Below are 19,713 nucleotides of genomic sequence, written 5' to 3'. Positions count from 1 at the left end.
ACGCAAACCGGGAGTTACCGTAGAGGCTTGCGCCGCAATTCACAAAAGCCCATGAAAAGACGGGAGTTCGGCCCGCCAAACGGGCGAGACAGCACAGTAGGGGAGGGTCTGACAATGCCGCCCGGAAGCGGGCCAGAGGGCACACCGGTACAGCAAAGGGCCGTCCCGAACAGGGGCGGGACTTGAGGGCTCCGGGGGAGTGCCCGCGGAGCCCCCGGGGGGCGGTCTCTCGCCCGTCTCCGCACCGGCAATCTGGCCCAGAGTGAATGCATCCCGTGCCGCGACTGGCCAGATCTCGTCTTCAAACAACGCGTCTTTCCCAACTTCCGTACGGGTGTGGTTGGTTCAGGCGACGGGGGGCTCGGCGTTGGCCTCGAAGATCTGCTTCGCAGGGCGGCGCTGGCGGCCGCCTCGGCATTTCAGCCGGGACGTATCTTCGGAACTCGAAGGCCTGAGCGACTTGCGCGCGGTCCGCGATCACATAGGCACCGGTCTCCGCGTCGAATTGTCAGTGGCGGCGGCTACGGTCCTGCAGGTGAACGTGGGAAGTGAACAGACTCGGCTGATGCTCGTACGCGGCAACTCGGCCTATGACGGGCGAACGGCCGCCGTGCGGGGAGGGTTACGCCCTCCCACCATCGCCTTCGGTGCCACACTCGACGAGCTTGCGATCGCTCCGAAAACGGCTTCCCGGTCGGTGCTCGGCACTGAGAGGAATCAGCGCTGCATGGCCGGCCGAGCAGGTGCGACGGGTACGAGGCACAGCCGCTCCATCAGGATCTCCTCCGGCCACCCGCCACGGATGAGGTCGGCCACCACGTGTACGAACCACCGCGCCTGCGGGTGATCGTCACGGAACCAGGTGGTTCTGCCTGCCAGCCGCGCGACCAAGCCCTCCACGAACTCGTCGTCACTCGCGGGCTGGACCTGCTTGAACTCGGCCTTTTCCGCAGACAGTTCCCCCTCGAACCCATGGTCGTCTGCGGGGTGCTGCCGCTCCGTCGCGCTCAAAGCGGCTTCCCGGCCGACCGGGACCGTCGAGTGGCTCTCGCCCGGTGCGAGCGTGTAGATGTCCGGGCCGCGCACCCGCTTCTTCTGAACCGCGTGGCTCACGGTGTGGCCGGCGGCCTCGAATTTGACCAGCCTCTGTGCCTTGAGGCTGTGCTGTCTCCGGGTGGAGCGTCCGCCCCGGAGGTGAGCCCGCACGGTCGACTCGTCCACGTGCAGCCGGCCGGCCAGGTCGTGGATGCCGATCTGGACTTTCCAGCCGCCGTGGGCGAGTTCCACCAGCTCCTGCAGGATGCGGTGGCAGCTGCGGCAGGTGACCGTAAGGCCGGCCAGCCACGCGCGCGACGACGGGAACGGCCCGGCCGGGGCAGGTGGGGGCGCGAGCGGCACCCCCGTCAGCCCGACGCCCGCGGCGAGAACGCCGCGGTGTACGAGAGACGGCCGGTGATTCTGCAGAGTGCGGCGGCTGAGCCAGACTGCTCGACCAGCATCGCGTTCGTCGCGGCGATGCTGCCGGGGAACTTGCTGGCCAGGACCTGATAGGCGTCGACCAGGGTGTGACACGTGGGGCATCCCAGCGCGTCGTGAATGCCAGTTGCGACGCCGGGTGAGGCGGGCGGTCTCATGACTGGCGGCGCCGCCGTCGGCGAGCACCGGGCATCGGCGGCAGCGAGGTGACGGCGAGGCCGTTCCTCTCCAGCCGCTTGCTGTGAACGCCGTTAGAGACCCGGCCGAAGCAGCGCTCGCCCTGCAGTGCCTGACAGGTGGGGCAGTAGCCCTGGCGTCGCAGATCAGGCGACTGCCGGGGCACGTTGAAGACGGTCATGGGAGTGCCAATCCGGCCACGCTGTCTCGTCACACGACGCCTAACGACCTCGTCCGGGTCCCGGAAACGCAAGACGGCCCCTCGGGACGAGGTGCGAGCGCGGTTGATGCCCTCTGCGCCTTGGGGTGGCTAGCCCGTTGTGCCCGCAGCGGTATGCGAACCGACTCGGAAGTCGGGTCATTTACAGTAACCGCGACGTCGGCCAGCCCGACTCAGGCGAGAGCCGAAAGCGAGGCCCACGGGAACGCTCCCGACAAAAAGCGATCAGGGCACCCGCCCCCACCGATCCGGCGGCGACGGCGAACTACAGCACCGGGCCCACCGCACTCCATTCCCGGTGGCGACGACGATCAGGCCGAGCGTGACCGCGACGATCGACTGCGAGAGCATGACCACCGTGAGCGCCGGTGTCCGGCGCGTCACTAGCCTGGCGATGCACGCGGCCTCAGCAGCACCTCCGATCCCATCCCGTGAGCACGGTCGACATCCTCGACATCGCGGTCGGCGAGTTGACCCTCACTGTCGACGGGCACCGACCTCCACGTCCCGGCCGGCACCAGCGCCTCCTTCGAGGCCAGCTCAGCCCTTGCGGGAGTTGGCCTCTTCGGTGAGCTGCGGGACGACCTCGAAGAGGTCACCCACGACGCCGTAGTCGACCAGGTCGAAGATCGGGGCCTCGGCGTCCTTGTTGATCGCCACGATCGTCTTCGAGGTCTGCATACCGGCACGGTGCTGGATCGCACCCGAGATGCCGGACGCGATGTACAGCTGCGGCGAGACCGACTTGCCGGTCTGACCCACCTGGTTCGAGTGCGGGTACCAGCCCGCGTCCACCGCGGCACGCGAGGCGCCGACGGCCGCACCGAGCGAGTCGGCGAGGGCCTCGATGATCGCGAAGTTCTCCGCGCCGTTGACGCCACGGCCACCGGAGACCACGATCGCGGCCTCGGTCAGCTCCGGACGGCCGGTCGACTCACGCGGCGTGCGCGCGATCACCTTCGTACCCGAGGCGGCGTCCGAGAACGTGACGGCCAGGGCCTCGACCGCACCGGCGGCCGGAGCGGCCTCCACGGCGGCCGAGTTCGGCTTGACCGTGATGACCGGAGTGCCCTGCGTGATGCGGGACTTGGTGGTGAAGGACGCGGCGAACGCGGACTGCGTCGCGACCGGGCCCTCGTCACCCGCCTCCAGGTCGACGGCGTCGGTGATGATGCCGGACTTGATACGGACCGCCAGACGCGCGGCGATCTCCTTGGCCTCGGCGGACGAGGGCACCAGTACGGCGGCGGGCTGGACGGCCTCGTACGCGGCCTGCAGTGCGTCCACCTTCGGCACGACGAGGTAGTCGGCGAACTCGGCGGCGTCGCTGGTGAGGACCTTGACCGCGCCGTGCTCGGCGAGCGCGGCGGCGGTGTCGGCGGCGCCGTTGCCGAGGGCGACGGCGACGGGCTCGCCCAGGCGGCGGGCCAGCGTCAGCAGTTCAAGGGTGGGCTTGCGGACGGCACCGTCCACGTGGTCGACGTAGACCAGAACTTCAGCCATGGGACTTCTTCTCTCCTGCGTTGCGAAGAAAACGGTGAGGGGCTTGACCGGGCTCTGCGGGGCTCAGATGAACTTCTGGCCCGCGAGGCTGCGTCACACGAATTTGCGCTCCGCGAGAAAGGCGGCCAGTTGCTTGCCGCCCTCGTCCTCGTCCTTGACGATCGTGCCTGCGGTACGGGCCGGACGCTCAGCCGCCTCGTCGACCTTGGTCCAGGCACCCTCCAGACCGACTTCCTCGGCCTCGATGTCCAGGTCGTCCAGGTCCAGGGACTCCACCGGCTTCTTCTTGGCGGCCATGATGCCCTTGAACGACGGGTAGCGGGCCTCGCCCGACTGGTCCGTCACCGACACGACGGCCGGAAGCGACGCCTCCAGCTGCTCGGACGCGGTGTCACCGTCACGACGGCCCTTGACGGTGCCGTCCTCGACCGAGACCTCGGACAGCAGCGTGACCTGCGGGACACCGAGGCGCTCCGCGAGGATCGCCGGCAGCACACCCATGGTGCCGTCGGTGGACGCCATACCGGCGATGACCAGGTCGTACCCGGTCTTCTCGATGGCCTTGGCGAGCACCAGGGACGTACCCATGACGTCGGTGCCGTGCAGGTCGTCGTCCTCGACGTGCACAGCCTTGTCGGCGCCCATGGACAGCGCCTTGCGCAGCGCGTCCTTGGCGTCCTCCGGGCCCACCGTCAGGACGGTGATCTCCGCGTCGGCACCGGCCCGTTGACACTCCTCCGCAATCTGCAGGGCCTGCTCGACCGCGTACTCGTCGAGCTCCGACAGCAGGCCGTCGACATCGTCGCGGTCGACGGTCAGGTCATCGGTGAAGTGCCGGCCGCCGGTGGCGTCGGGCACGTACTTCACACAGACAACGATCCTCAAAATCATGACCTTCTCTCAGAGTTGACGGTTCCGTTTGCGCAGCGCCCCGTGCCTCGCTCACCGGGTGCGCAACAGTTGACGGGCCATCACGATCCGCTGGATTTGGTTGGTGCCCTCGTAGATCTGCGTGATCTTCGCGTCGCGCATCATGCGCTCGACGGGGAAGTCCTTGGTGTAGCCGTAACCGCCGAGCAGTTGCACCGCGTCGGTGGTCACAGCCATGGCGACGTCGGAGGCGAGGCACTTGGCGGCGGCCCCGAAGTACGTCAGGTCGGACGAGCGCGCGTGGCTGCGGGCCCCCGCCGCGTAGACCATCTGCCGGGCCGACTCCACCTTCGTCGCCATGTCGGCGAGCATGAACTGGACGCCCTGGAAGTCGGCGACGGCCTGGCCGAACTGCCGCCGCTCCCGCACGTAGTCGACCGCGACGTCGAGGGCTCCCTGCGCGATACCCAGGGCCTGTGCGCCGACCGACACCCGTGTGTGGTCGAGGGTGCCCAGGGCGAGCCTCAGCCCCTTGCCCCGATCGCCGAGGAGGCGGTCGCCCGGAATCCGGCAGCGGTCGAAGTACACCTCGCGCGTGACCGAGCCCTTCAGGCCCATCTTGCGCTCGGGCTCGCCGTAGGAGATGCCGGCGTCGTCGGCGTGCACGACGAACGCCGAGATCCCGCGGGACCCCTCCTCGGGGTCGGTGACCGCGAAGACGATCAGATACTTGGCGACACCGGCCGAGGTGATCCAGGTCTTGACACCGTCGAGCACCCAGTCGTCGCCGTCGGCCACCGCCCTGCAGCGCATCGCGGCGACGTCGCTGCCCGCCTCACGCTCGCTGATCGCGTACGCCAACAGCGCCTCGCCCGCGGCGACTTCGGGCAGATATCGCTGCTGCTGCTCCTCCGTTCCCGCGAGCAGTAGTGGCACGACGCCGAGCTTGTTGGAGGTCTGGACCGTGGACGACGAGGCGCACACGCGGGCGACCTCCTCGATCGCGATCGCGGAGGCGATGGCGTCCACCCCGTCGCCGCCGTACTCCTCGGGAATGCCGGGCGCGTGCAGCCCGGCGGCCACGAGTGTCGCGTAGTTGTCGTGCGGGAATCCGCCCCGCTCGTCGACCTCCGCCGCCCGCGGCCCGAGCTCCTTCTCGGCGACGGTGCGGGCCGCCGCGCGGAACTCGTCGTACATAGGTGACAGCAGGTACGGCGTGGACGTCATGGTGTGCTCCTTCTACGGGGGTGCGCGGTGCAGTGACTGCTGCGGTATGGCGGGTGCGCGGATCTTCCACGGTGCGGAAGCGCGGATCGGCATTGACACGAGTGCCCAGGGGCCGGGGCGGCCCGGTTCCGCCGGCGTACACGGCCTACATTCCGGCGTACTGGAACCCGGCCCGCCAACGTGCGTGCGCACGAAGCTTCGCGCGATGGTCGTGCACCCGCACATCGACTCTCCGCTCGGGCCCCGCATACGTTCCGCAGACCACGATGCGATTCACCGACCGAAAGGGAGGAAGCGATGAGCGTTCTCCAGGGCCTGCGCGTGCTCGATCTCAGCCGGGTACTGGCCGGCCCGTACTGCACGGCGCTGCTGGCGGACCTCGGAGCCGACGTGGTCAAGGTCGAACCGCCGGGCGGCGACGACGCCCGGCACCTCGGGCCGTTCCAAGAGGGCGAGAGCGTTTACTTCGCCCAGCTCAACCGGGGCAAGCGGAGCATCGCCCTCGATCTGAAGAATCCGGACGACCACGCGCTGCTGCTGCGCCTCGCCGAGCGCGCCGACGTCGTCGTCGAGAACTTCCGCCCCGGCGTCGCGCAGCGGCTCGGCATCGACCACCCGACGCTCGCGGCGCTCAACCCGCGCCTGGTGTACGCGAGCATCTCCGGCTTCGGGCAGAGCGGCCCGATGCGGGAGCACCCCGCGTACGACCTGATCGTGCAGGCGATGTCCGGTCTGATGGCGGGTACCGGTACGTCCGACGGGCCGCCCACCAGGGTGGGGGAGTCGGTCGGCGACCTGCTGGCCGGTCTCTTCGCCTCGTGGGCCGTCAACGCGGCGCTGTTCGACCGGGAGCGCAGTGGCCAGGGCCGGTACATCGACGTCGCGATGCTCGATTCCTTGGTGTCCCTGCAGGTGACCGCGATGAGCCTGCTCACCGCCACGGGGCAGCTGCCGGGCCGGGTCGGCAACCGGCATCCGGTCTCCACCCCCTTCGACACGTACCGGACCGCCGACGGGCTCGTGGCCCTCGCCGTGGCGAGCGACGCGGTCTTCCGGCGGTTCGCCGGACTGGTAGGGCGGCCCGACTTGCCGCAGGACCCTCGGTTCTGTGATGACTCCGCCCGCTCACGCCACGTCGAGCAGATGCGGGAGATCACCGAGACCTGGTCGTCCCGGCTCACCACGGCGCAGGCCCTGAAGCTCGCGCAGGAGGCGGGGGTTCCGGCCGGCCCGATCTGGGAGCTGACCGACGCGGTGCGCAGCGAACAGATCCAACAGCGGGGCCTGATCGGCGCGTTCGATCACCCGGTGCTCGGCCGCACGCCGTTCCTGCGGCAGCCGGCGCACTTCGGTCCCGCCCGCCTGGACCCCGCGTGCGCCGCGCCCGACGAGGCTGCGGCGACGGCTCCGAGCCCGGCTCTGAACGAGCACGCGGACGACGTGGTGTCGCAGTGGCTCGCCGGCGACCTGGGCTGAACCAACCGCGACCCCTGCGCGGGCCACGAACTCCCGGTCTGCAACACCGCTTTCCACCACACCCCTTTCCGCCACTCCCCGTTCCGAACTTCTCCAGAAGAGGGGTACACACATGGCAGGCGTCGTAGAACAGCACTCGATCGACGTGGTTCCCGATTCCGAACGGCACGGCACCGCTTTCAGCCAGTTCACCCTGTGGCTGGGCGCGAACCTCCAGATCACCGCGGTCGTCACGGGCGCCCTTGCCGTCGTCTTCGGCGGCGGGGCCTTCTGGTCGATCGTCGGCCTGCTGGTCGGCAACCTGCTGGGCGGCGCGGTCATGGCGCTGCACTCCGCGCAGGGGCCGCGCCTCGGGCTGCCCCAAATGATCTCCAGTCGTGCCCAGTTCGGGGTGCGCGGCGCGGTCGTCCCGCTGGCCCTCGTCATCGTCATGTACGTCGGCTTCTTCGCCAGCGGGAGCGTGCTCGCCGGGCAGGCAGTCGGTGAGCTCACGCACCTCGGCGACACCACGGGCATCGTCGTGTTCGCCCTGGCCACCGCGGTCACGGCGGCGGTCGGCTACCGCCTGATCCACGCGCTCGGGCGGATCGCCAGCGTCGTCTGCGCGCTCGCCTTCGTCTACCTGGGCATCCGGCTCGTGGAGCGCGCCGACGTCTCCGCTCTGCTCGCCGACCGCGCCTTCGACCTGCCGCTCTTCTTGCTCGCCGTCTCGCTCTCCGCGTCCTGGCAGCTCGCCTTCGGGCCGTACGTCGCGGACTACTCGCGCTATCTGCCGCGTACGACCTCCGGCCGTGCGACGTTCTGGTGGACGCTCGCCGGCTCCGCCCTCGGCTCCCAGTGGTCGATGGCCTTCGGCGCCCTCGCGGCGGCCTCGGCCGGCGGAGCCTTCGTCGACAACCAGGTCGGGTACGTGATCGGGCTGGGCGGCGCGGGCCTCATGGCCTCGTTCCTCTACTTCGTCATCGCCCTCGGCAAGTTGACGATCAATGTGCTCAACACCTACGGCGGCTTCATGTCGTTGGTGACGGGCATCAGCGGATTCCGCGGCCAGCGCACGCTCTCCCCACGCGGCCGCGCCGTCTACATCGCCGGAATCATGCTCGCGGGCACCGCGGTCGCCCTCCTCGGCAAGGACAGCTTCCTGTCCTCCTTCAAGGACTTCCTGCTGTTCCTCCTGACGGCGTTCACCCCCTGGTCGGCGATCAACCTCGTCGACTACTACCTCATCGCCAAGGAGCGGTACGACCTGCCGGCCCTGAGCGACCCGCACGGCCGCTACGGGGCCTGGCGCTGGAAGGCCCTCACGGTCTACGGCATCGGCCTGCTGGTCCAACTCCCGTTCCTGGTAACGGGTTTCTACACCGGCCCGCTGGTGGCGCCGCTCGGCGGCACGGACGTCTCCTGGATCGTCGGCCTGGTCGTCCCGGCCGCGCTCTACTGGCTGCTGGCCCGCCGCGACACCGCCCACGTTCCGGACCGCACCATCCTCAGCGTGGCGGACGCTTCCCCAGGCCGTACGGAGACGCCCTGAGGGGGAGTGAGACACCCCGCGGGGCGTCTCACTCCTCCTCGGTGTCTCGCTGAACCGGGTCGGCGGGTGCGCTGTCGGGATCCGCCTCCAGTGCCGCGAGCGCGAGCCACAGCTCCATCCGGTCGGGCAGGCGGTCGAGGTCACGGCCGGTGAGCTGCTCGATCAGCTGCAAGCGGTAGCGCAGGCTGTTGCGGTGCAGGGTCAGCTCGTCGGCGGTCGCGCCGGGCGAGCAGTCGTGGGCGAGGTACGCCCGCAGAGTGGGAACGAGCGCGGCCCGGTGCGCCTCGTCGTGGCGCAGCAGCGGCGCGAGCACGGAGTGCCCCAACTCCCGCAGCGGCAGGTCCAGATTGCCCATGAGCAGTCCGATGATGCTGAGCGGCGCCGCCCGGTGCACGCCCGGTCCGGACCGCGCCGCCTGGAGGGCCTCGAAGTAGCCGAGCCGCAGCCCGGTCACGCCCCGGCGCGGTTCCCCCACGCCGACCCGGACCCGCGGGTCGAGGACGCTGAGGTGGTCGGCGACGGTACGGGCAGCGCCCTCGGCGTCGACGCCGTCCGGCACGACGACCATCACGGTGTCCTCGATCAGGGCGGTGGGCAGCCGGTCGCCGGCCCGCTCCAGGAGCGGCTGCAGCGTCCACGGCAGGCTACGCAGCCGCGCGGGGTCGCCGCCGATCCGCGCGACCACGACCGCGTGCTGCCCCTCCAGGGCAAGGCCGTACGCGGCGAGCCGGCGGCGGGCGTCACTGTCGGAGACCGTACGGTGCAGGACGTCTTCGAGCAGCTGGCCGAGGAGTTCCCGCCGCCCGGTGAGCACGGCCTGGTGACGGGCCACTTCGAGGCCGAGGATGCTGGTGGCGAACGACAGGATGTCCGGCCGCGGCGTGGGGCGCTGGGTGCGCAGCTCGGCCACGGGCACGCCGTCCACCGTGATGGGTACGGACGCCCCCGCGGCCTGCGGCGCACGGCCGTCCGTACCGGCGGCCTTGTCCTCGGGCCAGGTGGACGAGGCCGGGTGCCGTGCCAGCACGCGGCCGCCCGGCTCGACCACGGCGACCGGACCGGCCCCAGCCTGCCGGTGCAGCTGCCGCAGCAGCCCGCGCAGCCCGTTGCCGGACAGCAGCTCCCGTACGAGCCGGTCCTGCAGGGTGGCGGCCGACCTCACCGCGTCGTACCGCTCCGCGAAGATCCGGTCGGCGACCCAGCGGCTGATCTGCGCGAAGGGCACCTCGACCGGTGAGCCGACGAGGGCGAGACCGGCCCGGTCCGCGGCCTCGACGACGGCGGGCGGCACTTCCTGGTGCACGAGACCGGTGCCGAAGCACAGCGCGGCCACGGGCAGCTCCGCGAGCCGTTCGATGAGCCTGGCCCATTGGGCGTCGTCCCGATCCAGCATGCCGGTCGTCATCACGAGCTCGTCACCGCGCAGGAACGGCAGCGGGTCGGGCAGCTCCGTCGTGGAGACCCAGGCGATCCGCCGGTCCGCGTCGTGGCAGTGGCTGTTCAGGGCGCGGAGCCGCAGGGCGGGTGCGGCGAGCAGATCTGGCACGGAAACGGGCACGGGCCGATTCTGCACTAGCTCAGCGTCGCGACCATCATGGCCTTGATCGTGTGCAGCCGGTTCTCGGCATCGTCGAAGACGATCGAGTGCTCCGACTCGAAGATCTCGTCGGTCACTTCGAGGGCGGTCAGTCCGTGGCTCTCGTAGATGTCCTTGCCGGCCCTCGTGCGCAGGTCGTGGACGGCGGGGAGACAGTGCAGGAACTTCACGGCCGCGTTGCCGGTGACGCGCAGCACATTCATCGTGACCGCGTACGGGCCGAGGGCCTTGATCCGCCTGTCCCAGGCGTCCTTCGGCTCGCCCATGGAGCCCCACAGGTCGGTGGCGACGAAGGCACGAAGATCGACTCCTCGAGGTCACCGGCAACGTCGCCATGTCCTGCCGGTACTTCGGGATCAGTCGGCAGGCGTACTACGGCTGGTACCGCCGCTATCAGGCCGAGGGCATCGACGGCCTGCGGACCCGCTCGAAGGCCCCGAAGCACAGCCCCAATGCCACCCACGTCGAGGTGGTCGGGAAGATCATCTATCTGCGGCAGAACTACCACTTCGGGCCCGAGAAGATTGCGCTGTCCATCTGCCCCCTGACCAGCCTCCAGAAGGCCGCAGTGCACCAGCAGATCGAGCAGCTGCAACACATGCGCGACCAGACCGAGGAGACCGCACGATGAGCGTCACACCCGCGGTTCACGCGGCACTGATCCAGGCCATGGACCGGCTCCTGACCGGCGAACCACAGCACAGCGATGGCAGCCTCACGGTCGCCTCCCTCGCCCGCGAAGCGGGCATTTCACGGGCGACCGCCTACCGAGCCACCGACGCCCTGGAGACCTTCCGGCACCGCGTCGACGAACGCCCCGGCACCGACGTTCCCGCGACCCTGCGCGAGCGCATCCGAGAGCTTCAGGGCCAACTCCGCGAAGCACGTCGCGCCCGCCATGAGGAGATCACCGACCTTCGGTCCGTCGACACGCTTGCCCAGCACGTCCAGGTCCTCACCCTCGACAACGAACGGCTGCGGGCCAACCTCTCTCAACAGGGCACCGTCACGGCATTTCCAGGGCCCACCATCCCGAATCCCGGGCGAGTGCATCCTGCCTGACCTGCCATCACGAGCCATCGACGTCTGCAGAGGACGGGCGGTGATCCTCTTGCTCGGGCCCAGGGTCCGAGTGGGGACGCCGGACTTCAACCACGATGCGACGCCATGACCGAATCACATCAGGGACCTGGTCAAGCAGGCCCTTCAAGGCGAACAAGAAGATAGACACGGCGCCAGCCGCTGCCAGAATCCCTAGGACGATCTGAGCATCCATACTTGGGCCTCTCCTCCGAGTGGAGGGCGGCCGAGCTGAGCTCGAAAGTGCATGCAGAGTGGCAGGCGTCTCAGAACATCGGACTCAATCATCTACTGAGGTTTTCAGGGTGGGGTCGGGGTCGTAAGGGTCAGGCCGGTGGCGGTGAGGCAGCCGTCGATCAGGTGGGGCTGAAGCTGGATTCTGCGTAACTCGCGGCGGAGCTTGCGATCGAGGTCGTCGGGTGTGTCGAAGGCGGTGTTGGCCATCGCTCTGCGTACGAGTGACCAGACGGCCTCGACAGGGTTCAAGTCGGGTGCATAGGGCGGGAGTCGGATGGTGGTGAGCCAGTCGTGCTCGGCCTCGTACCGTTTCAGCCCGGCGGCCAGGTGGGTGTTGAGGATGCCCCTATGTTGCGTCAAGCGGCAGAAGACGAGGCATCAAGGGGCGAGGTCGGCTGGATGTGGCGGTATATCTCGCGGGCGACGTAGCGTTTGAGGCAGCGGATGATCTCGCGTTTCGACATGCCTTGTTTCGTGCGTCGTTCGAGGTAGAGGCGTGTGCGGGGATCGCGGCGGAGGCGGGTCACGACGATGCGGTAGAGGGCGGCGTTGGTCTGCCGGTTGCCCCCGCGGTTGAGCCTCCGACGCTGGGTCTTTCCGGAAGACTGTTCGACGGGGCTGACGCCGCACAGGGCAGCGAACGATGCTTCGCTGGCCAGCCGCTCCGGGTTGTCGCCGGCGGCGATCAGCAGGGCAGCGGCACTCTCGGGCCCAACGCCGATGATGTCCAGAAGCTGCGGATGGCGGTGTCGGACGGCCTTGGTGACCCGGCGAGCGAGCTCCTTCACCTCGGCGGTCAGCTGTTGGATGCGCCGGGCCAGCAGCCGGAGCGTGAAGACGGCCGCGTCGCCGGCGTCGGGAAGGTCGGCGCACCTGGCGATCAGTGCCGCATTGGTGAGCTTGGAGAGTGCCTCGCGCAGCGCGGGATCGACTCCGAGCAGCACGGCCTTGAGCTGATTCTTCGCCCGTGTGCGGGCCTTGACGGCCGACTCCTTCGCCAGCCGCAGCACGCGCATGTCGGCGGCCGGGCCCTCGCCGGTCTTGGGCGTGACGTCAGCGCGTCCGGACAGCACCGCGCGGGCGGCGGCCTCCGCATCGACGGCGTCGGTCTTGCCGCGCTTGCGGCGCGTGGCGCGATCGGGCTGATTGACCTCGACGACCTGGATGTGCTCCCGGCTCAGGAAGCGTGCCAGGGCCGATCCGTAGGAACCGGTGCACTCCACTCCGGCTCGGCGCAGGGCACCGAAAGAGCGTGCCCAGGCCAGGAGTTGGCGGTATCCAGCGGCGATGGCCGGGAACTCCTGGTGGGCCAGGAACGCGCCGAGCGTGGTGATCACGGCGGTGACATGTCCTCATCACCTGGGCCGCCATCACGCTGATGACCAGGCGCCTGAATCGTCACCGACGACGTACTGGCTGAACGCTTCGCCCGATTGCTCACCCGAATGCAAGACCCCGATTGCCCTCGGCTCGACGAGAAGGCCCGATATGTTGCGAAATAGATCACGCAGCCGTGATCCGCCCTGCCTCAACAGCGCCCCACCCGGGCGGCCTTGTCCAGCAGTCGGAGGTTTCATATGGCCGTGCGTCCCGTTCCCCAACCACCGCGGGTGAGCAGATCCTGCCGCCCGGCCCGGTGGGTTCTCACGACCGGCCTCGCCACGGCCACGCTTCTCACGCTGGGGCTTCCCCCGGTTGCGGCAAGCGCGACTCAGCCCACGTGCTTCGGCCGCCCGGCAACCATCACAGGTTCGGGAACCATCAATGGAACCGAGGGCAGCGACGTCATCATCGGGTCCAACGGCGACGACATCATCCAGGGTTTCGGGGGCAACGACCTGATCTGCGGGCGCGGCGGAAACGACGCCCAGATCAACGGCGGCCTCGGAGATGACAAGCTTGACGGCGGCGCCGGCGACGACCAGCTCCGTGGCGACGTCCGGTTCCTGCGCGGCAGCGGCATGCCCGCCATCGGCGGCGGCAACGACATCGTCTACGGCGGCCCGGGCAATGACCGCATGGTCGGCGACAGCTCCGGCGAGCCCGCCACCGGCGGTGGCAACGACCGCATGTACGGCGGCCCGGGCGAGGACTCCATGATCGGTGACTCGATCGCGTTCGTCGGCAACGCCGAAGGTGCCGGCGATGATCTCCTCGATGGAGGCCCTGGCCTCGACGACCTCATCGGCGACAGCGAAGCGTTCGGGGGCAACTCCATCGGCAGTGGTGGTGATGACCTCCTGAACCTTGGCGCCGACGGCGGCTTCTTTGTGGTCGGAGATCACAACATCGCTGAGCCCGATGGAGGCGCGGCGCTTGGGGCGGGCAGAGACAGGATCATCGGCGGGAGCGCGGACGAGTTCCTCCTGGGTGACAGTTCCACGGTCGGCGATCCCACCGAGGCGGGGGACGACCTGATCACAGGTCGTGGAGGCAACGACCAGCTCTTCGGCGACAACACCGATTTCTTCTTCACCACGACGGTCGGTGACGCAGGCGGGCGGGACCAGCTCGTCGGCGGCAACGGCGACGACACACTGCGAGCGGGCCCGGCCAATGACCGCCTCGACGGCGGACGGCAAACCGACGACTGTGACGGCGAAACAGGTACAGCCGACACCGCCGCACGGTGCGAGACCGTCAACGGCATCCCGTAGGCCCGCGCACCGACCAGAACCACATCCGCATCGCCCGGCCGTCGCGTGACCTCGCTGCTGCGGAACACTTCTGGATCAGCGGGCTTGGGCTGAGCGTATTGTTCCGAGCCGAGAGCGCAGGCCGACCGGACAAGCACGATCTGTTGATGGTCGGCTGGCCGGACGCTTCCTGGCACCTTGAACTCGTCCACGACGCCGCCGTTGAACCACAGTCCACCGACGAAGACCTCCTCGTCGTCTACCTCGACGAGGACGTACCGCAAACGCTGCTCGCCCGCCTGGAAGCCCACGGTGGCAAGCGAGTGCAGTCGCGTAACCCGTGAGAGTGGGTGGGCAAACAGGGGGACCGGGCGCGTGAAGGTGGTTCGTGAGCGGTTTCCGTCACGGGAAAGGGGGCGGACCACGTCGGCCAACCCCCTCCGTCGAGCCCTGGGTTCGCGCTGCTCAGCCGCTCACTGGCTGGCGTATCCGCCGTCCACCACGAACTCTGAGCCTGTCGAGTAGCTCGCTTCGTCCGACAGCAGGTACAGCACCATGTTCGAGATCTCGGCGGGCTGGGCCTCCCGCGGGATTGGCTGGCGCTTCACCGCCTCGTGCGAGTGCTCGGAGTCCGCCGTCATATCGGTGGCTACGACGCCGGGATGCACGGAGTTGACGCGAATGTTGTACGGGGCGAACTCCTGCGCCGCCGCCTTCGTCATGCCGCGCACGGCCCACTTGGAGGCCGTGTAGCTGAGGATGTACGGGAACGCGATGATCCCGCCCAGTGAGGAGATGTTGACGATCGAGCCGCCGCCGGCCGCCCGCATCGACGGCAACACGGCCTTCATGCCGAGGAAGACGCCGATCTCGTTGACGTCGATCACCCGCCGGTAGTCGGCCTCGGCCAGCTCCTCGATGGGACAGCGATGGACCAGGCCAGCATTGTTCACCAGGCCTGTGACTTTGCCGCACACCTCTTCCGTACGTGTGACGGCCGCGTTCCAGGACACCTCGCTGGTGACGTCCAGTTCCATGAACAGGGCGTTCTGCGGGCCCAGTTCATCCGCGAGGGCCTCGCCCTCCTTCACGAGGACGTCGCCGATCACCACCTTCGCGCCCTCCGCGACCAGTCGACGCGCGTGCGCGGCGCCCAGCCCGCGTGCCCCGCCCGTCACGACGACGACTTTGCCGTCCGCCCGTCCGCTCATTCCGGAACCTCCCGTGTGCCGGTGTATGCAGGTGGCAGCGATGCTGGCAGCGGATCCGGCCGGCGGCACGCGGAGCTTCCCACTCACCGGGAAAGCACGCTGCCGCCGTAGGGCCTGGTACGGGCAGGCTCGACGGGGCCCCGTGTCGGCGCGACACGAGGCTCCTTCCGAGCATCCGCAACCAGGAGAACCGCTGATGTCCGTCGATCTGACAGGAAAAGTCGTGCTCGTCACCGGCGCGGCACGCGGTATGGGCGAGGCCGAGGCCCGCCTGCTCGCCGCCCTCGGGGCGAAGGTCGTCCTCACAGACGTACTGGAGAAGGAGGGCGAGGCGACGGCCGCGTCCATCGGCTCCGCCGCCCGCTTCATACGGCACGACGTGACCGACGAGAAGGCATGGCAGGCCGCCGTGGCCGCCGCCGTCGACGGCTTTGGCCGGCTCGACGTGCTCGTCAACAACGCCGCGATCTACACCACCTCGCCCATCGTCGAGGAGGACCCGGCCCGCCTGGAGGCGATCCTTCGGGTCGACCTGATCGGCCCGTTCCTCGGCATCCGCGCCGTCGCCGGGGCGATGAAGCCGAACGGCGGCGGATCCATTGTCAACATCTCCTCGCAGGCCGGGCTGCAGGGCATGTGGGGACATGGCGCGTACGGGGCCGCAAAGTGGGGGCTGCGCGGCCTCACCAAGACGGCCGCCCTGGAGCTCGGCGCGGACGGCATCCGTGTCAACTCCGTCCACCCCGGGGCCATCGCCACGGAGATGGCCGCCCACCTGAGGACCAAGGAGCACCCAGGCGCGCCCCTCGGACGCGTGGGAGAACCCGAGGAGGTCGCCCGCCTCGTCGCGTTCCTCGCCTCCGACGACTCGTCGTACCTGTCCGGTGCCGAGCTCGCCGTGGACGGAGGGGCGTCGGCCGGACGGATGCCGGTCTTCCCCCAGAAGGGAGCGGACGCGTGACCCGGCCGAGCCCCGAGGTCCAGGAGGTCATCGACCTGGCCACCGCCAACTTCCCCCCGCTGGGAACGGAGTTGACGGACATCGCCGAGGTACGCGCCTTCTTCGCTGCCCGCCCCAGGCCAGCCGTCCCCCCGCTTCCCGTCACCCGCGTCCGGGACGGGGACGCCGACGGCGTCCCCGTACGCGTCTACGATCAGGCAGTCCACGCGGACGCCCCGGTGATCCTGTACTGCCACGGCGGCGGCTTCGTCCTGTGCGACCTCGACAGCCACGACGGTTTCTGCCGGTCGATCGCAGTCGCCACGGGCGCGGTCGTCGTCTCCGTGGACTACCGCCGCGCCCCCGAACACCCCTTCCCCGCCGCCCCCGAGGACGCGTACACGGCCCTGCTGTGGACTGCGAAGACGTACCCGGGCCGCCGCATCGCCGTCGCCGGGGACAGCGCGGGCGCCAACCTCGCCACCGTCCTCACCCTGCTCTCCCGCGACCGGGGCGGCCCCGAGATCGCCTGCCAGGCGCTCTATTACCCGATGCTCGACCCCACCTGCTCCCAGCCTTCCCACCGGGAGAACGGCCAGGGGTACTTCCTCACCTCCGACCACCTGCGCTGGTACTGGGACAGCTACTTGCCGGACCTCGCGGACCGGGCCACCTTCTACGCCACCCCCCTGGCCCGCACCAACCTCTCCGGCCTCCCGCCGGCATACGTCGTCACCGCCGGCCTCGACCCCCTGCGCGACGAGGGCCTGGCGTACGCGGCGGCCCTCACCACGGCCGGAGTCCCCGTGGAGGCCCACCACTACGCGGGCATGTTCCACGGCTTCCTGTCGATGGCCGCCGCCCTGCCCGAGGTAGCCGCGGCCACCGAGACCGCGTTCGCCGCCCTGCGCAGGGCGCTCGACGCGGACTGATATCCCCGACGACGGGCGCGCATGCGTGAAGCCCCGGCCTCCCGGAGGAGGACGGGGGCTCACACTCGTGTCACGGACAGGTCAGCCAGGGATCAGGTCGAACCCCTTGTACCCGGAGTCCGCGACATCCGCGATGATCTGCCCGTACACCCCGAACCCACCGACGAACGGCATGAACACCCGCGGCTTGCCCGGGATGTTGGCACCCAGGTACCAGGAGTTCGCCGAAACCATCAGGGTGGCCGCCGCGCGGTCGGCGCACTCGGTGACCCAGTCCTCCACCGCCTGCTCGGTCGCCTCGATGGCCGCGTACCCGTGCTCGTCAAGGTGGCGCAGGCAGACGGCCAGCCACTCGCCGTGCTGCTCGCCCGCCAGGACCACATTGGTCAGGACGGACGGGCTGCCGGGGCCGGTGAGGTTGAAGAAGTTAGGGAAGCCGTTAACGCCGAGACCGAGGTACGTGCGCGGACCCGCGCTCCAGGCGTCCTTGAGGAGCCGCCCGCCCCGGCCGCGCACCTCGATGCTGTCGACCGCGCCGGTCATCGCGTCGAAGCCGGTCGCGAAGACGATCGCGTCCAACCCGACGTGCTCACCGTCCGCCAGCACGATCCCGCGCTCGTCGATCCGCTCGATCGCGTTCCCGCGCAGGCCGACCAGGCGTACGTTGTCGCGGTTGTACGTCTCGTAGTAGTCCGAGTCGGTCACGATGCGCTTGGTGCCGATCGGATGGTCGGTGGGGACAAGGAGGTCGGCGACGGCCGGATCGTTGATCCGTGCGCGGACCTTCTCCTCCCAGAACGCACGTGCCGCGTCGTTGGCCGCCCGGTCGCTGAGCTGGTCGGGGAACGTCTTGGAGTACAGGACGCCGCCCAGCTCCCAGCGCTTCTCGAAAGCGGCCCGCCGCTCTTCCTCGCCCACCTCCAGCGTCCTGCCGGGGTGCGCCATGTGCGGGGAGCCGCCGCCACTGAGCCGTGAAAGGCGGCGCCGCTCGGCGTACCCCGCCTTCTGCTCCCGGCGGGCCTCCTCGTCCAGCGGCTTGTTGCCGGCCGGGATGCTGTAGTTGGCGCTGCGCTGGAAGACGGTCAGATGCGCGGCCTGCCCGGCGATCAGCGGGATGGACTGGATGCCGGAGGAGCCGGTGCCGATCACACCGACCCGCAGGCTGGCGAAGTCCACGCCCTCGTGCGGCCATTCACCGGTGTGATACGTCGCGCCGGCGAACTTCTCGATACCCGGTATCCCGGGGCGATGGGTGCTGGACAGGCAGCCGACCGCGAACACGCAGAACCGGGACACCAGCACCTCGCCGCCGTCCGTGCGCACCGTCCAGCGCAGCGTCTTCTCGTCCAGTTCGGCCGATGTCACCGCTGTACGGAAGGTGTAGCTGCGGCGGATGTCGAAGCGGTCCGCCACATGGCACAGATAGCGCATGATCTCCGGCTGGGTGGCGTACTTCTCGCTCCAGTCCCACTCCTGCTGGAGGCTCTCGTCGAAGGAGTACGAGTAGTCCACGGACTCCACGTCGCAACGGGCGCCCGGGTAGCGGTTCCAGTACCAAACGCCGCCCACGTCGTCCCCGCGCTCGAAGCCGCGCACGCTGTAGCCAAGACCGTGCAGCCGGTGCACGGCGTACAGGCCCGTGACGCCCGCGCCGACGACCACGACGTCGACGGACTCGGGGGTGTTGCTGGTGTCGCTCATGTTCCGGCTCCTGACTGGTGACCAAAGGAAGGGGGGGTGTTCGTTCGCGTGCCAGCCTCCGCAGGGCGCCCTTGTCGACCTCAGCCGACGCCTTGTGTGGGAGTTCCGCCACGGAGTGGAAGGCGCGCGGGGCCTTGTGCACGCGGTCAGTTCCGCCGCGTCGATCAGTGCCCCGGCCGCCGGAACGCAGTACGCGACGCCGACCTCCCCGAGCTGCCCGTCCGGCGCGCCCACGACCGCCGCGTTCACGACGGCCGGATGGCCGCGCAACACCTGCTCCACCTCCGCCGGGTACATGGTGAACCCGCCATCAGCGCCGTCCGTCCCAGAAAGTCGTGCTCGGTGAAGAGCAGCCGGATGCGGGAGCGGCGCAGGATGTCGGCGGCCTCGGGCGGCCTGTAGCGGGTGTTCAGCGGGACCAACACCGGGCCCGCCGCCACCGCTCCCATCGCGGCCACCACCCAGCGGGCGCTGTTGGGTGCCCACACGGCCACCGAGTCGCAAGGGGCGCACCCTCTGCGCCATCACCGCCCGCGCCACCCGGTCACGCAACTCCGCGAAAGTCCAGCGGTCCTCGCCGGAGACGGGGGCCTCCTCATCCCCGTACTGCTCTGCCGACCAGTCCGCGAGCCGGGCGATCGTCGGCGCGCCGCGCATGAACTCACGTCCTCCCTGCCTCCCTCGCCCCTCGGGGCGCGGGCACGGAACTACAGCTGGTCGGAAGAGTGGCAGGCCGAGGCGGTGCGGCGCAGGCGGCAGTTCCCGGTCAGCGGGATTCCGTTCCCTTTCACGTCCCGCGTCCCGCGGTCGAGCCGATACGTCGTGGTCGCCCGCGTCCTGGAGCTCACCGCCGACCCCGCTCCAGGGCCGGTGAGGACCGTGAACTTCGGGGGCCTGAT

18 protein-coding genes and 3 pseudogenes are annotated in these 19,713 nt (G+C 69.6%); 8 read left to right on the top strand and 13 right to left on the bottom strand.

From position 1 onward, the window contains the following. Positions 1-717 precede the first annotated feature (717 nt). The 5 genes from RCO28_RS26965 to RCO28_RS26945 all read right to left on the bottom strand — a co-directional run bounded on the left by RCO28_RS26965 (position 718) and on the right by RCO28_RS26945 (position 5,473). A complete protein-coding gene (locus RCO28_RS26965; RefSeq protein WP_308943866.1) occupies positions 718-1,287 on the bottom strand; it encodes a hypothetical protein in 570 nt (189 codons plus the stop codon). 343 nt (positions 1,288-1,630) lie between these two features. Then, positions 1,631-1,834, bottom strand: a complete 204-nt coding sequence (locus RCO28_RS26960; RefSeq protein ID WP_308943865.1) for a hypothetical protein — start codon at positions 1,832-1,834, stop codon at positions 1,631-1,633. 579 nt (positions 1,835-2,413) lie between these two features. After that, on the bottom strand, positions 2,414-3,376 hold the full coding sequence (locus RCO28_RS26955; RefSeq protein WP_308943864.1) for an electron transfer flavoprotein subunit alpha/FixB family protein: 963 nt from the start codon (positions 3,374-3,376) through the stop codon (positions 2,414-2,416). A gap of 93 nt (positions 3,377-3,469) precedes the next feature. Further along, positions 3,470-4,267, bottom strand: a complete 798-nt coding sequence (locus tag RCO28_RS26950; RefSeq protein WP_308943863.1) for an electron transfer flavoprotein subunit beta/FixA family protein — start codon at positions 4,265-4,267, stop codon at positions 3,470-3,472. Between the two features lie 51 nt (positions 4,268-4,318). Next, positions 4,319-5,473 (bottom strand): acyl-CoA dehydrogenase family protein, encoded by a 1,155-nt coding sequence (locus RCO28_RS26945; protein ID WP_308943862.1) that lies wholly within the window; start codon positions 5,471-5,473, stop codon positions 4,319-4,321. A 297-nt stretch (positions 5,474-5,770) separates the two neighbouring features. Here RCO28_RS26945 and RCO28_RS26940 point away from each other — a divergent pair, with 297 nt between their 5' ends. Both RCO28_RS26940 and RCO28_RS26935 read left to right on the top strand, forming a co-directional pair. Further along, positions 5,771-6,949, top strand: coding sequence for a CoA transferase (locus RCO28_RS26940; protein WP_308943861.1), 1,179 nt, complete (start codon positions 5,771-5,773; stop codon positions 6,947-6,949). A gap of 112 nt (positions 6,950-7,061) precedes the next feature. Then, positions 7,062-8,480, top strand: a complete 1,419-nt coding sequence (locus tag RCO28_RS26935) for a cytosine permease (protein WP_308943860.1) — start codon at positions 7,062-7,064, stop codon at positions 8,478-8,480. Positions 8,481-8,508: 28 nt separating this feature from the next. On the opposite strand, the gene RCO28_RS26930 is transcribed toward RCO28_RS26935, so the two are convergent. Together RCO28_RS26930 and RCO28_RS26925 are read right to left on the bottom strand one after the other, a co-directional pair. Then, positions 8,509-10,038, bottom strand: a complete 1,530-nt coding sequence (locus RCO28_RS26930; protein ID WP_308943859.1) for a PucR family transcriptional regulator ligand-binding domain-containing protein — start codon at positions 10,036-10,038, stop codon at positions 8,509-8,511. A 14-nt stretch (positions 10,039-10,052) separates the two neighbouring features. Next, positions 10,053-10,370, bottom strand: a pseudogene (locus RCO28_RS26925) (ornithine carbamoyltransferase subunit F); the annotation flags it as partial. A 41-nt stretch (positions 10,371-10,411) separates the two neighbouring features. On the opposite strand from RCO28_RS26925, the gene RCO28_RS26920 reads away from it, so the two are divergent. After that, positions 10,412-10,708, top strand: coding sequence for a helix-turn-helix domain-containing protein (locus RCO28_RS26920; protein ID WP_374991256.1), 297 nt, complete (start codon positions 10,412-10,414; stop codon positions 10,706-10,708). After that, positions 10,705-11,139, top strand: coding sequence for a hypothetical protein (locus RCO28_RS26915; RefSeq protein ID WP_308943858.1), 435 nt, complete (start codon positions 10,705-10,707; stop codon positions 11,137-11,139). The genes RCO28_RS26920 and RCO28_RS26915 overlap by 4 nt, the downstream gene beginning before the upstream one ends. Before the next feature lie 318 nt (positions 11,140-11,457). On the opposite strand, the gene RCO28_RS26910 is transcribed toward RCO28_RS26915, so the two are convergent. Together RCO28_RS26910 and RCO28_RS26905 are read right to left on the bottom strand one after the other, a co-directional pair. After that, positions 11,458-11,754, bottom strand: a complete 297-nt coding sequence (locus RCO28_RS26910; protein WP_308943857.1) for a transposase — start codon at positions 11,752-11,754, stop codon at positions 11,458-11,460. Next, on the bottom strand, positions 11,751-12,731 hold the full coding sequence (locus tag RCO28_RS26905) for an IS110 family transposase (protein ID WP_308943856.1): 981 nt from the start codon (positions 12,729-12,731) through the stop codon (positions 11,751-11,753). Before RCO28_RS26905 ends, RCO28_RS26910 begins: the two co-directional genes overlap by 4 nt. A gap of 273 nt (positions 12,732-13,004) precedes the next feature. Between RCO28_RS26905 and RCO28_RS26900 the strand changes: the two genes are divergently transcribed. Then, positions 13,005-14,051: a calcium-binding protein gene (locus RCO28_RS26900; protein WP_308943855.1), complete on the top strand. Its 1,047-nt coding sequence runs from the start codon at positions 13,005-13,007 to the stop codon at positions 14,049-14,051. Then, positions 14,024-14,371 (top strand): annotated as a pseudogene (locus RCO28_RS26895) (VOC family protein); the annotation flags it as partial. The gene RCO28_RS26900 and the pseudogene RCO28_RS26895, both read left to right, overlap by 28 nt. 132 nt (positions 14,372-14,503) lie before the next feature. On the opposite strand, the gene RCO28_RS26890 reads toward RCO28_RS26895, so the two are convergent. Then, positions 14,504-15,241 carry a glucose 1-dehydrogenase gene (locus RCO28_RS26890; protein WP_308943854.1) on the bottom strand — a complete coding sequence of 246 codons (738 nt, stop codon included), beginning with the start codon at positions 15,239-15,241 and terminating at the stop codon, positions 14,504-14,506. Between the two features lie 196 nt (positions 15,242-15,437). Here RCO28_RS26890 and RCO28_RS26885 point away from each other — a divergent pair, with 196 nt between their 5' ends. Together RCO28_RS26885 and RCO28_RS26880 are read left to right on the top strand one after the other, a co-directional pair. Continuing rightward, positions 15,438-16,202, top strand: a complete 765-nt coding sequence (locus RCO28_RS26885) for a glucose 1-dehydrogenase (RefSeq protein ID WP_308943853.1) — start codon at positions 15,438-15,440, stop codon at positions 16,200-16,202. After that, positions 16,199-17,113, top strand: coding sequence for an alpha/beta hydrolase (locus RCO28_RS26880; RefSeq protein WP_308943852.1), 915 nt, complete (start codon positions 16,199-16,201; stop codon positions 17,111-17,113). The genes RCO28_RS26885 and RCO28_RS26880 overlap by 4 nt, the downstream gene beginning before the upstream one ends. 81 nt (positions 17,114-17,194) lie before the next feature. Here the strand turns inward: RCO28_RS26880 and RCO28_RS26875 are convergent, their stop codons facing one another. From RCO28_RS26875 to RCO28_RS26870, 3 genes and pseudogenes are all read right to left on the bottom strand, one after another. Then, the gene (locus tag RCO28_RS26875) at positions 17,195-18,814 is read right to left on the bottom strand and encodes an NAD(P)/FAD-dependent oxidoreductase (RefSeq protein ID WP_308943851.1); all 1,620 of its coding nucleotides are present in this window, start codon (positions 18,812-18,814) and stop codon (positions 17,195-17,197) included. A gap of 153 nt (positions 18,815-18,967) precedes the next feature. Continuing rightward, positions 18,968-19,111, bottom strand: a pseudogene (entE, locus tag RCO28_RS39445) (2,3-dihydroxybenzoate-AMP ligase); the annotation flags it as partial. After that, positions 19,060-19,272 (bottom strand): hypothetical protein, encoded by a 213-nt coding sequence (locus RCO28_RS26870; RefSeq protein WP_308943975.1) that lies wholly within the window; start codon positions 19,270-19,272, stop codon positions 19,060-19,062. The gene RCO28_RS26870 and the pseudogene entE, both read right to left, overlap by 52 nt. Positions 19,273-19,713: the final 441 nt, after the last annotated feature.

The sequence above is a fragment of the Streptomyces sp. LHD-70 genome (genome assembly GCF_031157275.1).
Lineage (GTDB): Bacteria > Actinomycetota > Actinomycetes > Streptomycetales > Streptomycetaceae > Streptomyces.
The sequence above is the reverse complement of the archived record's forward strand: the minus strand, read 5'-3'. Positions and strand labels throughout refer to the sequence as shown.